Source organism: Vibrio sp. 1731, from assembly GCF_033339955.1.
Lineage (GTDB): Bacteria > Pseudomonadota > Gammaproteobacteria > Enterobacterales > Vibrionaceae > Vibrio > Vibrio alginolyticus.
The window spans coordinates 160,109-176,415 of record NZ_JAWOVO010000010.1; the positions used below are offsets into that span (position 1 = coordinate 160,109).

Sequence of the window (16,307 nt, forward strand, 5' to 3'; positions counted from 1 at the left end):
GGTTTCTGAGTCTTAAATTAAATTATGAAAAAGTCGATTCTTATTACGGGTTGTTCAACCGGCATCGGTTACGTGTGCGCTCACGCCCTACAAAACAAGGGATTTAATGTCATTGCATCTTGTAGGAAAGAACAAGATGTCCAGCGCCTAATTAATGAAGGGCTAACCTGCATCAATCTAGACCTAAATAGCCCAGAAAGCATTTCTTCGGGCGTGAAGCAAGCGCTAGAGTTAGCAGAAGGTAAGCTTTACGCAGTGTTCAATAATGGTGCCTATGGTCAGCCCGGAGCACTGGAAGACTTACCCACCGAGGCTCTTCAAGATCAATTTCAGACCAACTTTTTTGGTTGGCACCAGTTGGTCAGAGAGGTGCTTCCTCATATGCGCCAGCAAGGCGAAGGACGCATCATACAAAACAGCTCTGTTCTTGGTTTTGCCGCAATGAAATACCGTGGTGCCTATAATGCATCAAAATTTGCCTTAGAAGGCTGGACAGATACGCTCAGGCTAGAGCTTGCGGATACGAATATCAAAGTGGCATTGATAGAACCAGGACCGATCGAAACTCAATTTAGAAACAATGCATTACGAGCCTTTGAGAAGTGGGTTGATATTGAATCTAGCCCCCATCGTCATGCTTATGAAGGACAAAGAGAGCGACTCAACAACGACAAGTCTAATAATCAATTTGTTTTACCTGCAGAGTCTTGCATCGCACCAGTTCTTCATGCATTAACTAGCGTTTCACCGAAAATTCGTTATCGAATTACTACACCGACTAAATTATTCGCAGTCTTGAAAAGACTATTACCAACCCGTGTACTTGATAAAATTTTGCGACAGGCTGCATAAAAAAGTTTTGTCGAAATGTAATTTCACCGTAACAATGTGATGTCATTATGAACATGTAGGTTAAAAAAACCTCAACTAAACGAATCAATTTCTACGCAATTCAGCGGGGATTCTTTCGCCCAAAGTGATTGACTTGCTTAGATTTGGTATCGCCACCCATTACGTTTTGTAGCAATGTTTATACTACTGCGAGGCAACAATGACATTAAATCAGCTTAACTGGCTTAGTGTGGGTGTAGTGTTGACCATGTTCATCCTATTTTGATACCGCACCAACAAATAGCATTAGAATTGCGCTGCTTCGGCAGCGTTTTCTTTTTATCTAACACCTGAGCAGCAATAACCTCACTCTATTACCTCACGTTTTCTCAAAATAGAATGATTCATTATTGATGGTGAATGTCGCTTGAATTTCACCTAAATCAACTCCATATCTAATATCAACGACAAGACACAAGGCAAGGATACTCTGATGCAATCCCCATTTATCGTTGAGATAACAGAACAGAACTTTCGCGAAACGCTTGAAGGATCAATGAACACGCCCGTTTTGATCCACTTTTGGGCCAACGCTCAGCCAGAAAGCGCACAGATACTCCCTGAGTTGCAATCTCTTGCTCAACAGTACAACGGTGCATTTACGCTTGCTCTACTAAATTGTGAAGATCAGCCCGCTTTAGCGTCTCAATTTGGCGTGCAAGTATTGCCAACTATCGCGCTGTTTATAAATGGTCAAGCCGTCGATGGTCTGGGAGGCCCCCAGCCAATTGATGCCATTGCTACCATGCTACAAAAGCATTTGCCAAGCCCAGATGAACAACTATTAAAACAAGTCAGTGAACTTCTTCAGCAAGGTGAGCATGCTCAGGCTTTGAGCATCATCCACACTTTGCCGGCAGAGCTGCAAGAGCGTGGTGATGTGAAACTCGCGATGGCTGATTGTTTGCTAGAAACCAAACAATTTGATATTGCCCAAGAACTACTGAACGCTATCCCTCTCGAGTATCAAGATAACTACTACAAGAGCCTAATAGCCAAGCTCGAGCTGCATTTGCAGGCTGCAGATAGCCCTGAGTTACAGCGACTAGAACAAGCATACGCAGCAGACATGGCAAACTTCGAACTCGCTTGTGAATTGGCGGTACAATACAACCAAGTTGGTCGGGATGAAGAAGCGTTGGAACTGCTGTGGAATATTCTTAAAAAAGACTTGGGCGCCCAAGACGGTGAAGTGAAGAAGACTTTTATGGATATTCTCAGTGCGCTAGGTCAAGGTAACGCATTAGCAAGCAAATATCGTCGCCAGCTTTACTCAATTTTGTACTAAGCGCCGCATTCTTCTAAGAATAAGACAACAAAGGCCGGGATTTCCGGCCTTTGTCATATAAAAAACCAATAACCTCTCAAAGGTCTCAGAACTTCAATTGTCTATTGTCTATAAATAGGTAAAAATGGATCGAACATTATGCACTTAAGGGAATAACTCATGCCAATTGATTCACTGATCACCATCGGTATTTTCGTCGTTCTTGCTGTCGTTATCTTATCTTCAGCCATTAAAACGGTTCCGCAAGGAAACAACTGGACAGTTGAACGCTTCGGACGCTACACCCACACATTAAAGCCGGGTTTAAACTTGATCATTCCATTCGTTGATAAAGTTGGTCAAAAAGTAAACATGATGGAGCGCGTTCTCGATATTCCTGCGCAAGAGGTCATTTCAAAAGATAACGCTAACGTGGTTATTGACGCTGTCGGATTTGTTCAAGTGATCGATGCTGCAAAAGCGGCTTATGAAGTCAACGACTTAGAACACGCTATTAGAAACTTGACCCTTACGAACATTCGTACCGTTTTAGGTTCAATGGAACTGGACGAAATGCTGAGCCAACGCGACATGATCAACTCTAAGCTGTTGGCGATTGTTGACCAAGCAACAAACCCTTGGGGCGTAAAAGTCACACGAATTGAGATTAAAGATGTCCAGCCACCAGCCGATCTGACCGCTGCAATGAATGCGCAAATGAAAGCCGAGCGTAATAAGCGTGCGGAAATTCTTGAAGCAGAAGGGGTTCGCCAAGCTGAGATATTAAAGGCCGAAGGTCATAAACAATCAGAGATATTAAAAGCTGAAGGCGAAAAGCAGTCTGCTATTCTCCATGCAGAAGCACGTGAGCGTGCCGCGCAAGCAGAAGCAAAAGCGACTTACATGGTTTCCGAAGCCATTGCAAAAGGTGACATGCAAGCCGTCAATTACTTCATTGCACAGGGTTATACCGAAGCGATCAAGAGCATTGGTCAAGCCGAAAATGGTAAAATCATTATGCTTCCATTAGAAGCAACCGGACTAATGGGCTCGGTTGCAGGGATAGCAGAAATGTTTAAACAGCAAGATAAAGAATAATTTATGGACTTTTTTAGTTTGTTGGAAGGTATCTCTTTCTGGCATTGGCTAGCGTTTGGCTTTGCTCTTTTAGCAGTTGAGCTACTTGGTACCGCAGGGTATTTTCTCTGGCTCGGGATGTCTGCACTTATCGTTGGAGCACTCATGACCGTTTTGCCAATGAGCTGGCAATTGCAATGGCTTTGCTTTGCAAGCTTCAGCTTAATCACCACCTGGCTTTGGTGGCGACGACAATGGTCTAAAGACAAGCAAGAAGACCAAGAAAGAGATCTGAACCAAAAGTACAAGCAGTTAATTGGGCGTACTCTTATCCTTGAAGAAGACTTTTCCGTCGGGCTCAATCGCATCAAGGTAGCCGATACCACATGGTCCGCACAATCGGATCAAGCACTTCCAGCCGGTACCCGCGTAAGAATCACCGATGTTGAAGGTATTATTTTAATCATTGAGCCTGATTCTAATTAATTTATGCCAAAGTAATGGGGCAAATCATGCTCCATTACTTTAATCTAAACAACTGCTTTCATTTCATTACCTTAATTAAAATCGAGAAAAAAATAAGTATTAGTAATATTATTAATACCCTACCTACCATTTCCTATTATTTAATTATTCAACACACGACAATCAATAAGATAGAAATATATCTAGGTAAATTATCGATCTAAATTTATTTTAAAAAATAAAACTTTATTGAATTATTTTTTGATCTTTTTATCCTCGGATACATACTTAACGCATAAGCATTTAAGTTGAGTGCTTTTTATTTGGTAAGTAAGAGGATGTACTATGAATAAGCTTCTCTTTTTAATGTTGTGCGGTATTTTTTCTTTTTCTTCCTTTGCCTACAACAACGGAAACGGCGGTACAACTAATTTGGGACCTATAGTCGAATGTAAGATGCCAAGTGGCGACGTTACGAATATTCCAAGTGAAATGTGTCGATTTAGAGGTGGGGAATGGGAATAGTAAAGAAGTAAGAGCTTAGTTTGATATAATAGCCCTATTCAACCTTGCCTTTCTGCGTAGTCACGGTTTATACAAGCACGTAGATATTTAAAGTTTATATTAAGGTGATTATTATGAGATTTTTATCTGGTCTATTAGTAATATCTTTTGCCATAATTCCGTTAACCACTCATGCTAATGGTGCATCCGGTGGTCGTACGTTAGGCCCAGAGATAAAGTGTGAGTTGCCAAACGGTAATGTACATATGTTGCCACCGTTATATTGCAAAATATACGACGGCCGAGAAGTGAAATAGAAAAGGAGCCTAGCGGCTCCTTTTATTATCTAATTAAGTATTAGTGGAAGCTGTAAGGGATAAGAACTTGTAGACGTAAGTCTGTTTCATCCGCATCGCCAGCACCTGCGTACTCATCACGTTCTAGGATTGTACCGTGTAAACGAATGGTAGAACCTTTAAGCGCGCCACTTTGTAGTGAGTAAGATACTGTTGCGTTAACTGCGTATTCGCTTTCGTAATCCCAGTCACCTGATGCTCCGCTTGCTGCAGAGTCAGCGCCAGTACCGTAACCAAAGCCTAGGTAGTAGTTCCAGCCGTTACCTTGGTTGTAAGATAGACGGTTGTACCATGCTAGCTCACCCGCTTTGTTCCAGTCAGACAGCGCGTCCCACCACTGAGACCAAGTACCATTGTTCATACCATATGTATGAATAGTACGAGGAACGAAGTCCGCACGGTTATCTGTGTCTGTGTAGCGCAACTCAGACATCCAAGCTAGCTTGCCGAAAGATTGATTCAAAGACAGACCAGTGTGGAAACCTAGACCATCGTATTTCACATCGTCATCAACACCGTAGAAATCAAATGCTAGAGTTGTACGATCGCTCACTGTGTACTTCAAATACGCTTTGTAAGATGTGTTATCAGTCTCGTTGTGGTAGCTAGTTACTTGACCTGCACCCCAGTCAACACCATTTGCATATTGAACGCCAGTAGCTTGACCCAAACCAAGTTGCATAAACAAGCTGTCAGTTAGGTTACCGTTTAGGCCTAGAGAGTGTAGGTAGCTCCATGAAGTGTCAGACCAAAGCGCTGGTGCGTAATCATCTTCGTGAAGCAGCCAAGGTGCTGTAAATTGGTCTGCGCCAAAGTAGCTTAGGTTGAAATCACCAAGTTTAGCGTTTAGTTCGAAACCACGGTAAGTACCAGGTACAAAGCTCCAAACGTTACCGATTGTACCGTTACCACCAGCCTGTAACATACCGAAACGAGCATTAAAGTTTTCGTTTGCTTTGAATTTCAGCGCTGCTTTGTAAACTTTAAGCTGCTGACCATCACCTGCACCCCAGTCTAGGTTGTTACAAGTTGAGATTTCGTTACATAGGTAGCCTTCGTTTGAATTGTAAAGACTATCGTTGTAAAGATCGCCAGAGTAGTAAGCCGCAACATCTGCGCCCACCCAACCATCGTGGTAGCCAGAAGTGAAGTCTAAAATTGCGTTGTAAGAAGAGTAGTTTAGACGACTCCAACGGTCACCATTTTCACCGCCGGGCTTACCTGTTGTACGAGTTCGTGAACGAGTATCAACTATGAATAATGCATTCAGACTTGAGTCTTGCATAAATTCGTTCACTTTCTCTACGTACTCGCCACCTGCTGCACTTTCAGTAGACGCTGTAGCTGGAGCGACAGCAACAACACCAAACATTGCTGCGGTTAACGCTGAAACCTTAAAAAATTTGTCCATGGAAAAACTCCTAAAAATGGATATAGCTGTATTTTTCTATCTCACCTTTAGTTGGCCGCCGAAGGAGAGAAGTAAATTCCTGATCAAACCTCATTATTTCTAATTTGGCTTTTTTTAGTTCCTGCATACACACCGTGTATCCACGTGATTAAGACTAACTTCGCAGCTAAAAACATCCAAATGGAACTTATTTTTTTTCTAAAAAAATATGAGCCACTCCAAAGTTCCATATAACTTATTGATCCAGATCTTATTTTTAACAACACCAACACAACTCAACAAAATATCATTTAAAATCAAACATTTAAATTTAGCCTGAAAGTATCAACTTGAAGTCACTCGCAGACTAAAAAAGCCAAAAAAACCAATAACCCAAGGTTCGATCTTGATCACTGAAAAGAACAAAGGCATCAATTACTCAATAAAAAAACACTTAATTATGAACAAGAAAAAGCCCCGCATGCTTACCATACGGGGCTTTTAGTTATTTTTTAGCTTTTTTGAGAAGACTTAATTCATCAATTCGAGTAAGTCTTGTTCTGTTTTAATTTCGATACCCAGTTCTTGTGCCTTTGCGAGCTTCGAACCTGCATTTTCACCAGCAAACAAAATATCGGTTTTCTTAGAAACACTACCCGTCACTTTAGCCCCCAGTGCTTGGAGGGCTTCTTTGGCTTCTGTACGCCCCAGTTGAGAAAGTGTTCCCGTTAATACTACTGTTTTACCTTCTAATGGTAATTCCCCCACCTGCTCAGTAGTATTAATCTCTGGCCAGTGGATCCCTTGTTCAAGCAAATCTTTAACCACCGCTTGGTTCTGTTCTTCACTAAAGAAAGTCGTAATATGTTGAGCAACCACAGCACCGATGTCTTGCACTTCAATCAACTGCTCTTCGGTAGCATTTTGGATCGCTCCCAACGTTTTAAAGTGCATTGCTAAGTTTGCTGCGGTTGCCTCGCCAACTTCACGGATCCCCAGTGAATACAAAAACCGAGGTAAAGTCGTTTCTTTGGATTTTTCTAACGCATTCACAATATTCTGCGCAGACTTTGGCCCCATGCGATCTAGTACGGTTAAAACCCCCGCAGATAACTTAAATAAGTCAGCAGGAGTTTTCACCATCTCACGGTCAACAAGCTGCTCGATCACTTTATCGCCTAAACCGTCAACGTCTAACGCTTTACGAGAAACAAAGTGTTTTAGCGCTTGTTTGCGTTGGGCTTGGCAAACTAAGCCCCCCATACAACGTGTTACCGCTTCTCCTTCGATCCGCTCAACATGCGAACCACAAACAGGACACTGAGTTGGGAAAACAATATCTCGAGCTGTTTCTGGTCGACGCTCTTTGATGACAGAAACGACTTGCGGAATAACATCGCCAGCACGGCGGATCACAACGTGATCACCAATCTTGACTTGCAGACGTTCTATCTCATCTGCGTTATGAAGCGTCGCATTACTTACCGTTACCCCACCAACAAATACAGGCTCTAGTTTAGCAACAGGTGTAATCGCACCAGTGCGACCGACTTGGAACTCCACTTCATTCAGTGTCGTCATTTCTTCCTGAGCTGGGAATTTGTAGGCAATCGCCCAACGTGGAGCGCGAGCAACAAACCCCAGACGCTCTTGCACGGCAATATCGTCAATTTTAATAACGACACCATCGATCTCATAAGGGAGGGCATCACGACGCTGCAATATATCTTGGTAGTAAGCTTTTACATCCGCCAAGCTTTCAACTCGCTTAGTTTCCGGACACATTGGCAGCCCCCAAGATTTGATTTGCAAAAAGCGTTCGTAATGACTTGCTGCCAATTCTGCGCCTTGCACCACGCCTACACTGTATGCATAGAAGCTAAGCGGACGAGAAGCCGTAATACGTGAATCCAATTGTCGTAAGCTACCTGCCGCAGCGTTACGTGGATTAACAAAGATTTTCTCGCCTTTCTTCCTTGCTAATTCATTGAGCTTTTCAAACCCAGCTTTCGGCATAAAGACTTCACCACGAACTTCAAGACGATTTGGCCAGTCATTACCCCTGAGTTTTAAAGGAATGGCTTTAATCGTACGCACATTCTCTGTGATGTTTTCACCCGTAGTACCATCGCCTCGAGTGGCCGCCTGAACTAAAACGCCATTCTCATATAACAAACTTACGGCGAGTCCATCCAATTTAGGCTCACAACAGTATTCTTTCACACTCAGGCTTCCCACGCGCTCTTGCGCGCGCTTGTGGAAACTATCAAGTTCACTATCATCAAACGCGTTATCAAGCGAAAGCATCGGTACTTCATGTGTCACTTGGCTAAACGCAGAGAGAGGTTGTCCACCGACACGTTGGCTTGGCGAGTCTACGGTTATTAAGTCAGGGTTCTCAGCTTCAATATCCAGTAACTCTCGCATTAAACGGTCGTACTCGGCATCAGGGATCTCTGGGTTATCTTCCACGTAGTAACGCACAGCGTGGTAATGCAACGACTCTTTTAGTTCTTCTAGTCGCTGAAGTACTGATTCAGACATAGTAAAGCCCCGTGTATTTTCAATCGGTGAGGTTGGGAAATTCAAGAAAAAGGGCTCCATCCGGAGCCCTATTATTATTTGCTGTTAAGATTATGCGTTAGCGGCATTAAACTCAACTATTTGACGTCGATAAGATGCTAAACGATCTGGCGTCATTAAGTTGCGCTGGTCATCAAGTACGTTACCACCTAAATCATCAGCAATTTGCTGCGCAGTTCGGAGCATTAAGTTGAAGTTCTGTTCAGCCTCGCCATAACAAGGCAATGTCATGAAGAATGAAATACCCTTCGTTGTAAACTCAGCAGGATCAGCATGCTCAAACGTACCAGGGTGCATCATATTAGCGACGCTAAACAGCACTTTGCCGTTACCGGACAAGTCGACATGACGGTGGAAAATATCCATCTCGCCATAAATTAGACCGTTTTGTTGCATACTTTCAAATAAAGCAGTACCAACAAATGGCTCTTCACCAGCACAGTGCACATTCAATACAATCACTTGCATTTCAGGTTCTGGCTTTGGCTCTTCCTTAGGCTCTGCAACGACAGGCTCACTAACCGTTTCGACTTGCTGTTCTTTCTCCGTAATATCAAACGCGGCGGGAATAGCGTCTTCTTCCACAGCGGGCTGGAATGGCTCTTCAGCTACTGTTGCTTGAACAACAGGCTCAACGTCCTCTTCTTTATCTTTTTCTGCAACAAATGAAGGGATGTCATCCGGCTCCTGCTGCGTCTGTTTGACTTCAGATGGACCACCGAATAACGGGTCAGATTCAAACTTGTTGTCGAAAGAGCTCGCCATCCCAAAATCTGGTTCTTTGCGATCTTTGCGAATGATCTCAAAGTCATCTTCAGGAGCGGGAGCGAAGTCTCGTTCTTTCTCAACAAGATCATTTTTGTCTTCTTGGTTAACATCCAGCTTACCAAGTGGCTTGTTACCAAACTTTGCTTTGCCTTCTTTTTTACTGCTCCATAAACCATGAAACAGTAATGCCGCGATGGCTAATGCGCCAACAACAATGAGTACGAATCGCAATTCCTGCATTATTTACTCTCAATATACTTGTTTTTACTACTCGCAGTTCCTTGAGCAGCAACCCAAGTGCAATAAATCTGAATGATACGTTTACTTTACCAAAACTATATGTAGATTTAGAACAACTTAATGCAAGAAGTTCCGTTTTTTGTTGTGATTCTTGCCACGATTCCACTTAACAAGACGTCATTTGTCAGGGCATTGAAAGAAAAGTCCTCACAGGTACAATGAGTTTTCATTTACACGAAGCCAAAATAGACATGAAGCAAAACAATCAGCAGAGAACCGGGTTCGGTTATTTTCTATACGGGATACAATTGGCACTTGCCCCTAAAATCAGGCGCTTTGTCATCTTACCTCTACTTGCAAATATCTTGCTTGTAGGTGGTGCCATCTTCTATCTATTTTCAAACCTTAATATATGGATAGAAGGCTGGATTGGGCAGCTGCCTGAGTTTTTATCCTGGTTAACTTACATTCTTTGGCCTTTACTCGCTCTGACGATACTCGCTACCTTCTCCTATTTTTTCAGCACGCTCGCGAACTTTATCGCCGCGCCATTCAATGGCCTCTTGGCTGAAAAAGTGGAAGAGTACTTAACGGGACAAAAAGTAAATGATGATGGTTTCACTGCCGTCCTGAAAGATGTTCCTCGCGTTTTAGCTCGTGAGTGGAGAAAGCTCCTTTACATTTTACCTAAAGCAATAGGCCTATTCCTGTTATTGCTCATCCCTGCCCTTGGACAAACAGTAGGCCCATTTTTATGGTTTATCTTTACCGCCTGGATGCTCGCGATTCAATATTGTGACTACCCGTTTGATAACCATAAAATCCCATTTAACGACATGCGTTACAAATTGAAACAAAAGCAAGGTAAGGCCTATGGCTTTGGGGTATTGGTGTCTGTGTTTACGACGATCCCAATTTTGAACCTCATTGTCATGCCTGTAGCAATATGTGGTGCAACCGCTATGTGGGTCGCGGAGTTTAAGCACCAACGATAGTCGATTAGAGATTAAGGAAAGGGATCAGCGCCAGCTTTTCCCTTTTCTTTTATCAAGTTCTGGGCCAACCTAATAAGATATAACTTTTTAATCCTTTTCCCTTTTTTTCATACCGCATATTCTTCTATCCATATTCACACAACGTGTAATGAAGGAACATCACTATGAGCAAAATCTACGAAGATAACTCTCTTACTATTGGTAATACACCTCTCGTTCGTCTAAACAAAGTAAGTAAAGGCAAAGTTCTCGCGAAAATTGAAGCGCGTAACCCTAGCTTCAGTGTTAAGTGCCGTATCGGTGCAAACATGATTTGGGAAGCAGAGAAAGCGGGCCTTCTTAAGCCAGGTGTAGAGCTTGTAGAACCTACCAGTGGCAACACAGGTGTTGCTCTAGCATTCGTAGCGGCTGCTCGCGGTTACAAGCTAACATTGACCATGCCTGAATCAATGAGCCTAGAACGCCGTAAGCTACTAAAAGCACTAGGCGCGAACCTTGAGCTGACTGAAGCGGCGAAAGGCATGAAAGGGGCGATTGCTAAAGCAGAAGAAATCGTAGCAAGCAACCCTGAGAAGTACCTACTTCTTCAACAATTTGACAACCCAGCGAACCCAGAAATCCACGAAAAGACTACGGGCCCTGAGATTTGGGAAGCGACAGACGGTGAAATCGACGTATTCGTTGCTGGTGTTGGTACGGGCGGTACTATCACAGGTACAAGCCGTTACATCAAAGGTGAAAAAGGCAAAGCCATCACTTCTGTTGCAGTTGAGCCAGCAGAGTCTCCGGTTATTGCACAAGCACTTGCTGGCGAAGAAATCCAACCTGCCCCACACAAAATTCAAGGTATCGGTGCTGGTTTCATCCCTGGTAACCTCGATTTAGACATTATTGACCGTGTTGAGCAAGTTACCTCAGAAGAAGCGATTGAGATGGCTCGTCGCCTAATGGAAGAGGAAGGTATCCTAGCTGGTATCTCATCTGGCGCAGCGGTTGTTGCAGCGAACCGACTTGCGGAACTACCTGAATTTGAAGGAAAAACAATTGTAACTGTCTTGCCAAGTTCCGGTGAGCGTTACCTAAGTACAGCACTCTTTGCAGGTATCTTTACCGAAAAAGAGAACCAACAATAATATGTGTTCAAATCAATTTTTAGTTTAAAAAAGCCCCGTTTAGGGGCTTTTTTGTTGATCCCTGCCCTACCTTTGGTAATATCAGGGTGTTTTATTTCTAGCTTCAAAATAAAGAAGCAGAACACAAAAAGGTTTCAAAGTGATTACGCACGCAAACAGTTGCGTAGTTACCAAACTTTTGACTAGTATCAGAACTGACGCGCTTTGAACTCTTCCCGTGCTAGCGCACAAGATGTAAAGCAGTTAAGCTAAAATCTGGTCACAAACTAACAAAAAAATACATTTATTGGGGTATATCACATGTACGAGAAGCAAGTAGAAATCACAGCAGAAAACGGCCTTCACACTCGTCCAGCTGCACAGTTTGTTAAAGAAGCGAAAGCATTCGACGCAGACATCACTGTGACTTCTAACGGTAAAAGCGCTAGCGCTAAGAGCCTGTTCAAACTACAAACACTAGGCCTAGTAAAAGGTACTCAAGTTACTATTTCTGCTGAAGGCCCACAAGCTCAGCAAGCAGTTGACCACCTAGTTGCTCTAATGGACCAACTACACTAATCCGGTCTCCTACTCCAGAAGCCATTTTGTGAAAGCAAAATGGCTTCGTTGGAAATAGGCTCAAAACTAAGCTAAAACTATTCGTTAGCGCACCCATTATTCTCCCGTTTTATAAAGTTGACCAAACTTAAGGTAAGGCTATGATTTCAGGCATCCTAGCATCTCCTGGTATTGCAATCGGTAAAGCACTACTACTTCAAGAAGATGAAATTGTCCTAAACACAAACACTATTTCTGACGATCAAGTAGAAGCTGAAGTTCAGCGTTTCTTTGACGCTCGTAACAAATCTGCAGCTCAGCTAGAAACTATCAAGCAAAAAGCGCTTGAAACGTTTGGCGAAGAAAAAGAAGCGATCTTTGAAGGTCACATCATGCTTCTTGAAGACGAAGAGCTAGAAGAGGAAATCCTAGCACTTATCAAAAACGACAAGATGACTGCTGATCACGCTATCCACTCAGTGATCGAAGAGCAAGCATGTGCTCTTGAGTCTCTAGACGACGAATACTTAAAAGAGCGTGCAACTGACATCCGCGATATCGGTTCTCGTTTTGTTAAGAACGCACTAGGCATCAACATTGTTTCGCTTAGCGATATCAACGAAGAAGTAATTCTTGTTGCTTACGACCTAACGCCATCTGAAACTGCACAAATCAACCTAGACTACGTGCTTGGTTTTGCTTGTGATATCGGCGGTCGTACATCTCACACTTCAATCATGGCTCGCTCACTTGAGCTTCCAGCTATCGTTGGTACTAACGACATCACGAAGAAAGTTAAGAATGGCGACATGCTGATTCTTGACGCAATGAACAACAAGATTGTTGTTAACCCATCAGAAGCTGAGCTAGAAGAAGCGAAAGCGGTTAAAGCAGCATTCCTAGCTGAAAAAGAAGAGCTAGCGAAACTGAAAGACCTACACGCAGAAACGACTGACGGTCACCGTGTAGAAGTTTGCGGTAACATCGGTACAGTGAAAGACTGTGACGGTATCCTTCGTAACGGCGGTGAAGGTGTTGGTCTGTACCGTACTGAATTCCTATTTATGGACCGTACTGCGCTACCAACTGAAGAAGAACAGTACCAAGCGTACAAAGAAGTTGCGGAAGCAATGAACGGTCAAGCTGTGATCATCCGTACTATGGATATCGGCGGCGATAAAGATCTCCCATACATGGATCTTCCAAAAGAGATGAACCCATTCCTAGGCTGGCGCGCTGTACGTATCAGTCTAGATCGTCGTGAAATCCTTCGTGATCAGCTACGTGGCATTCTACGTGCTTCTGCACACGGCAAACTGCGTATCATGTTCCCAATGATCATCTCTGTCGAAGAAATCCGTGAGCTTAAGAAAGCGATCGAAGAGTACAAAGAAGAGCTACGCGCTGAAGGCCACGCGTTCGACGAAAACATCGAAATCGGTGTTATGGTTGAAACTCCTGCTGCTGCTGCGATCGCACACCACTTAGCGAAGGAAGTGTCTTTCTTCTCTATCGGTACAAACGACCTAACTCAGTACACACTAGCGGTTGACCGTGGTAACGAGATGATTTCTCACCTATACAACCCACTATCACCAGCTGTACTTACAGTGATCAAGCAAGTTATCGACGCTTCTCACGCAGAAGGTAAATGGACTGGTATGTGTGGTGAACTTGCAGGTGACGAGCGTGCAACACTTCTACTTCTAGGTATGGGTCTGGACGAGTTCTCAATGAGCGGTATCTCTATCCCTAAAGTGAAGAAAGTAGTTCGTAACTCTAACTTCGCAGAAGTGAAAGCAATGGCTGAAGAAGCCCTTTCTCTACCGACAGCAGAAGAAATCGAAGCCGTGGTAGAAAAGTTTATTGCTGAGAAAGCTCAGTAATCGGTAGTACCAAGTAATTCAATACTTAATGGCCATTAGACGGCGAAAAAAGTCGTCTAATGAGCTATATTGGTATACTATAATTCGACAGAATAAAACCAAACCTTAGGAGCATGACACAATGGGTCTGTTTGACAAACTTAAAAAGCTTGTATCTGATGACAGCGCTGACGCTGGTGCTATCGAAATCATCGCGCCACTTTCTGGTGAGATTGTAAACATCGAAGACGTGCCAGATGTTGTTTTCGCTGAGAAAATCGTTGGTGACGGTATTGCTATCAAGCCAGCAGGCAACAAAATGGTAGCTCCTGTAAACGGTACTATCGGTAAGATCTTCGAAACTAACCATGCGTTCTCTATCGAGTCTGACGACGGTGTTGAGCTTTTCGTTCACTTCGGTATCGACACAGTTGAACTAAAAGGCGAAGGCTTCACGCGTATCGCTGAAGAAGGTCAAACTGTTAAAGCTGGCGACACTGTAATTGAATTCGATCTAGCTCTTCTAGAAGAGAAAGCGAAGTCAACGCTAACTCCAGTTGTTATCTCTAACATGGACGAAATCAAAGAGCTAAACAAGCTTTCTGGTTCTGTAACTGTTGGTGAAACTCCAGTTCTACGTGTAACTAAGTAATTTTTACTTAATCGAACACGAAAAAAACGCTGCCAATGGCAGCGTTTTTTATTATCTGACTTTTTTCTGAGCGATGTGCATCGCTGAAACACGTTCAACTGAGCAAGCCTAGTGCTGAGCTCGGCCTTTGCTTCGCTTGAGCGAGTAATGCAGTTGTCGCATCTTGGAGCACTTGAGAACGCACCATTTCCGTAGATTCTCTTGCGAAGTCTGTATCTCTTATTCGACTCTTGGACTCTGTAACACTCCGATTCACAGTATTTAAGTTATCCATCGAGCCGTTTACACGGTTCTGAAAGCTGCCAATTTCACTTCGGTGCGAATCAACGTACTTAATTGCTGCATCAATCACCCCAACTGAAAGCTGAGCCTTACCTGCCGTCGACATATCAATGTCATCCATTGTGACTAATTGACCAGCGCTCACATCAAGCTCATCCGCTAAACTCCCTTCGAGAACCACACCCTCTGGCGCCTTCATCATAGAAGCGAAGAATTGCAGTTCGTTGTTTTCCGTTACTGAAGCATTCACTATCGATTGTTGAGCATTGATGTAAGTGGCGACCTGTTCTATACGGTCACCCAATTTGAGTCCAATGGATTCCGTTTGGGTTTGCCCTTTACTGTCTTGGTATTCGACTTTTAGGGTTTGGTTATCTTTAGTGACTCGCCAATCTTTATCGACCGCATCACCAACATAATGCTGCCCTCCCATCTCTGGGATATGGCTACGCATGTTACGTAACGTCAAAGAGATTGAATTAGCGTTCGCGCCAATATGGAAACTTTGTGAACCGTAAGATCCATCAAACAGGTTTTTATCCGCAAATGTTGTCGTGATCGCGACACGATCAAGCTCATCTTGCAGCGCTACGACCTCATATTGAATACTTTGCCGATCACTTGAGTCATAACTGCCGTTTGCTGCTTGAAGCCCCAGAGAGCGTAAGCGTTGCAATATTTCACTGCTTTCGTGCAATGCTCCCTCCGCTGTTTGAGCAACAGAAAAAGCGTCGTGCGCATTTCTTAAGGCGACATCAAGCCCTCTCGTTTGTACATGGAGAGTATTCGATATCTGTAAACCTGCCGCATCATCGCTCGCCGAGTTGATTCGAAACCCCGAAGTTAGGTTGCGTTGTGACTCAACATTTTGCGCAGCTGCTTGACTCAGGTGTCTCTGCGCCACCATCGCAGAAACATTGGAATTTAAAGAGATCATCTAATCGATATGAATGCCTTATCGAACATACTGTCAGGACACATCTGAATCGTTATAGCCAATAAGCAAAAAGCCAGGGATGAGCCTGGCTTTGGTTTCTTGCTTTGTTAAAGTGATTAACCTAGCAGACTTAGCGCTGAGTTAGGCGCTTGTTTCGCTTGCGCAAGGATTGAGCTTGACGCTTGCGATAGAATTTGTGATTTGGTCATTGCCGTTGTTTCTTTCGCGAAGTCAGTATCTTTGATACGGCTCTTCGACGCATTCACGTTCTCGTTAATGTTGTCCAAGTTGCTGATTGCGTGGTTGAAACGGTTCTGGAATGCACCCAGCTCTGCGCGGTGGCTGTCTACGTATTTCAGTGCCGC

Annotated in this window: 16 protein-coding genes; 11 read left to right on the forward strand and 5 right to left on the reverse strand. The window is 43.6% G+C overall.

Going from position 1 to position 16,307, the window contains the following annotated elements; all coding sequences use genetic code 11:
• Nucleotides 1-24 precede the first annotated feature (24 nt).
• The 6 genes from R7035_RS13985 (at nucleotide 25) to R7035_RS14010 (ending at nucleotide 4,521) form a co-directional block, all read left to right on the forward strand.
• Nucleotides 25-852 carry an SDR family oxidoreductase gene (locus tag R7035_RS13985; protein WP_064376311.1) on the forward strand — a complete coding sequence of 276 codons (828 nt, stop codon included), beginning with the start codon at nucleotides 25-27 and terminating at the stop codon, nucleotides 850-852.
• 472 nt (nucleotides 853-1,324) lie between these two features.
• Nucleotides 1,325-2,179, forward strand: coding sequence for a co-chaperone YbbN (locus tag R7035_RS13990; protein ID WP_064376312.1), 855 nt, complete (start codon nucleotides 1,325-1,327; stop codon nucleotides 2,177-2,179).
• Nucleotides 2,180-2,338: 159 nt separating this feature from the next.
• Nucleotides 2,339-3,256 carry an SPFH domain-containing protein gene (locus R7035_RS13995; RefSeq protein WP_005382060.1) on the forward strand — a complete coding sequence of 306 codons (918 nt, stop codon included), beginning with the start codon at nucleotides 2,339-2,341 and terminating at the stop codon, nucleotides 3,254-3,256.
• Nucleotides 3,257-3,259: 3 nt separating this feature from the next.
• Nucleotides 3,260-3,721, forward strand: a complete 462-nt coding sequence (locus R7035_RS14000; RefSeq protein WP_017634826.1) for an NfeD family protein — start codon at nucleotides 3,260-3,262, stop codon at nucleotides 3,719-3,721.
• 324 nt (nucleotides 3,722-4,045) lie between these two features.
• Complete coding sequence (locus R7035_RS14005; RefSeq protein ID WP_021707680.1) at nucleotides 4,046-4,225, forward strand: hypothetical protein; 180 nt, start codon at nucleotides 4,046-4,048, stop codon at nucleotides 4,223-4,225.
• A 113-nt stretch (nucleotides 4,226-4,338) separates the two neighbouring features.
• A complete protein-coding gene (locus tag R7035_RS14010; RefSeq protein WP_021707681.1) occupies nucleotides 4,339-4,521 on the forward strand; it encodes a hypothetical protein in 183 nt (60 codons plus the stop codon).
• Between the two features lie 40 nt (nucleotides 4,522-4,561).
• Here R7035_RS14010 and R7035_RS14015 read toward each other — a convergent pair whose 3' ends face one another.
• From R7035_RS14015 to zipA, 3 genes are all read right to left on the reverse strand, one after another.
• Nucleotides 4,562-5,971 carry a hypothetical protein gene (locus R7035_RS14015; RefSeq protein ID WP_005382055.1) on the reverse strand — a complete coding sequence of 470 codons (1,410 nt, stop codon included), beginning with the start codon at nucleotides 5,969-5,971 and terminating at the stop codon, nucleotides 4,562-4,564.
• A 510-nt stretch (nucleotides 5,972-6,481) separates the two neighbouring features.
• Nucleotides 6,482-8,494, reverse strand: a complete 2,013-nt coding sequence (ligA, locus tag R7035_RS14020) for an NAD-dependent DNA ligase LigA (protein ID WP_033906925.1) — start codon at nucleotides 8,492-8,494, stop codon at nucleotides 6,482-6,484.
• 90 nt (nucleotides 8,495-8,584) lie between these two features.
• Entirely contained in the window at nucleotides 8,585-9,541 is a 957-nt protein-coding gene (gene zipA, locus R7035_RS14025; RefSeq protein ID WP_005382051.1) for a cell division protein ZipA, read from the reverse strand.
• Between the two features lie 251 nt (nucleotides 9,542-9,792).
• Between zipA and cysZ the strand changes: the two genes are divergently transcribed.
• From cysZ to crr, 5 genes are all read left to right on the forward strand, one after another.
• Nucleotides 9,793-10,536: a sulfate transporter CysZ gene (cysZ, locus tag R7035_RS14030; RefSeq protein ID WP_025998633.1), complete on the forward strand. Its 744-nt coding sequence runs from the start codon at nucleotides 9,793-9,795 to the stop codon at nucleotides 10,534-10,536.
• A 164-nt stretch (nucleotides 10,537-10,700) separates the two neighbouring features.
• Complete coding sequence (gene cysK, locus R7035_RS14035) at nucleotides 10,701-11,669, forward strand: cysteine synthase A (protein ID WP_005382045.1); 969 nt, start codon at nucleotides 10,701-10,703, stop codon at nucleotides 11,667-11,669.
• A 300-nt stretch (nucleotides 11,670-11,969) separates the two neighbouring features.
• Nucleotides 11,970-12,227 carry an HPr family phosphocarrier protein gene (locus R7035_RS14040; RefSeq protein ID WP_005382043.1) on the forward strand — a complete coding sequence of 86 codons (258 nt, stop codon included), beginning with the start codon at nucleotides 11,970-11,972 and terminating at the stop codon, nucleotides 12,225-12,227.
• A gap of 140 nt (nucleotides 12,228-12,367) precedes the next feature.
• On the forward strand, nucleotides 12,368-14,092 hold the full coding sequence (ptsI, locus tag R7035_RS14045; RefSeq protein WP_005389298.1) for a phosphoenolpyruvate-protein phosphotransferase PtsI: 1,725 nt from the start codon (nucleotides 12,368-12,370) through the stop codon (nucleotides 14,090-14,092).
• 121 nt (nucleotides 14,093-14,213) lie between these two features.
• Nucleotides 14,214-14,723: a PTS glucose transporter subunit IIA gene (gene crr, locus R7035_RS14050; RefSeq protein WP_005382041.1), complete on the forward strand. Its 510-nt coding sequence runs from the start codon at nucleotides 14,214-14,216 to the stop codon at nucleotides 14,721-14,723.
• Between the two features lie 94 nt (nucleotides 14,724-14,817).
• Here crr and R7035_RS14055 read toward each other — a convergent pair whose 3' ends face one another.
• Together R7035_RS14055 and R7035_RS14060 are read right to left on the reverse strand one after the other, a co-directional pair.
• Complete coding sequence (locus R7035_RS14055) at nucleotides 14,818-15,942, reverse strand: flagellin (RefSeq protein ID WP_132936482.1); 1,125 nt, start codon at nucleotides 15,940-15,942, stop codon at nucleotides 14,818-14,820.
• A 116-nt stretch (nucleotides 15,943-16,058) separates the two neighbouring features.
• Nucleotides 16,059-16,307 (reverse strand): flagellin (locus tag R7035_RS14060; RefSeq protein ID WP_257969381.1); only part of this gene is annotated, 249 nt, incomplete at its 5' end.

Coding starts and splice junctions, on each gene's coding strand:
- R7035_RS13985 (WP_064376311.1), top strand. CDS start 25: ATGAAAAAGTCGATTCTTATTACGGGTTGTTCAACCGGCATCGGTTAC.
- R7035_RS13990 (WP_064376312.1), top strand. CDS start 1,325: ATGCAATCCCCATTTATCGTTGAGATAACAGAACAGAACTTTCGCGAA.
- R7035_RS13995 (WP_005382060.1), top strand. CDS start 2,339: ATGCCAATTGATTCACTGATCACCATCGGTATTTTCGTCGTTCTTGCT.
- R7035_RS14000 (WP_017634826.1), top strand. CDS start 3,260: ATGGACTTTTTTAGTTTGTTGGAAGGTATCTCTTTCTGGCATTGGCTA.
- R7035_RS14005 (WP_021707680.1), top strand. CDS start 4,046: ATGAATAAGCTTCTCTTTTTAATGTTGTGCGGTATTTTTTCTTTTTCT.
- R7035_RS14010 (WP_021707681.1), top strand. CDS start 4,339: ATGAGATTTTTATCTGGTCTATTAGTAATATCTTTTGCCATAATTCCG.
- R7035_RS14015 (WP_005382055.1), bottom strand. CDS start 5,971: ATGGACAAATTTTTTAAGGTTTCAGCGTTAACCGCAGCAATGTTTGGT.
- ligA (WP_033906925.1), bottom strand. CDS start 8,494: ATGTCTGAATCAGTACTTCAGCGACTAGAAGAACTAAAAGAGTCGTTG.
- zipA (WP_005382051.1), bottom strand. CDS start 9,541: ATGCAGGAATTGCGATTCGTACTCATTGTTGTTGGCGCATTAGCCATC.
- cysZ (WP_025998633.1), top strand. CDS start 9,793: ATGAAGCAAAACAATCAGCAGAGAACCGGGTTCGGTTATTTTCTATAC.
- cysK (WP_005382045.1), top strand. CDS start 10,701: ATGAGCAAAATCTACGAAGATAACTCTCTTACTATTGGTAATACACCT.
- R7035_RS14040 (WP_005382043.1), top strand. CDS start 11,970: ATGTACGAGAAGCAAGTAGAAATCACAGCAGAAAACGGCCTTCACACT.
- ptsI (WP_005389298.1), top strand. CDS start 12,368: ATGATTTCAGGCATCCTAGCATCTCCTGGTATTGCAATCGGTAAAGCA.
- crr (WP_005382041.1), top strand. CDS start 14,214: ATGGGTCTGTTTGACAAACTTAAAAAGCTTGTATCTGATGACAGCGCT.
- R7035_RS14055 (WP_132936482.1), bottom strand. CDS start 15,942: ATGATCTCTTTAAATTCCAATGTTTCTGCGATGGTGGCGCAGAGACAC.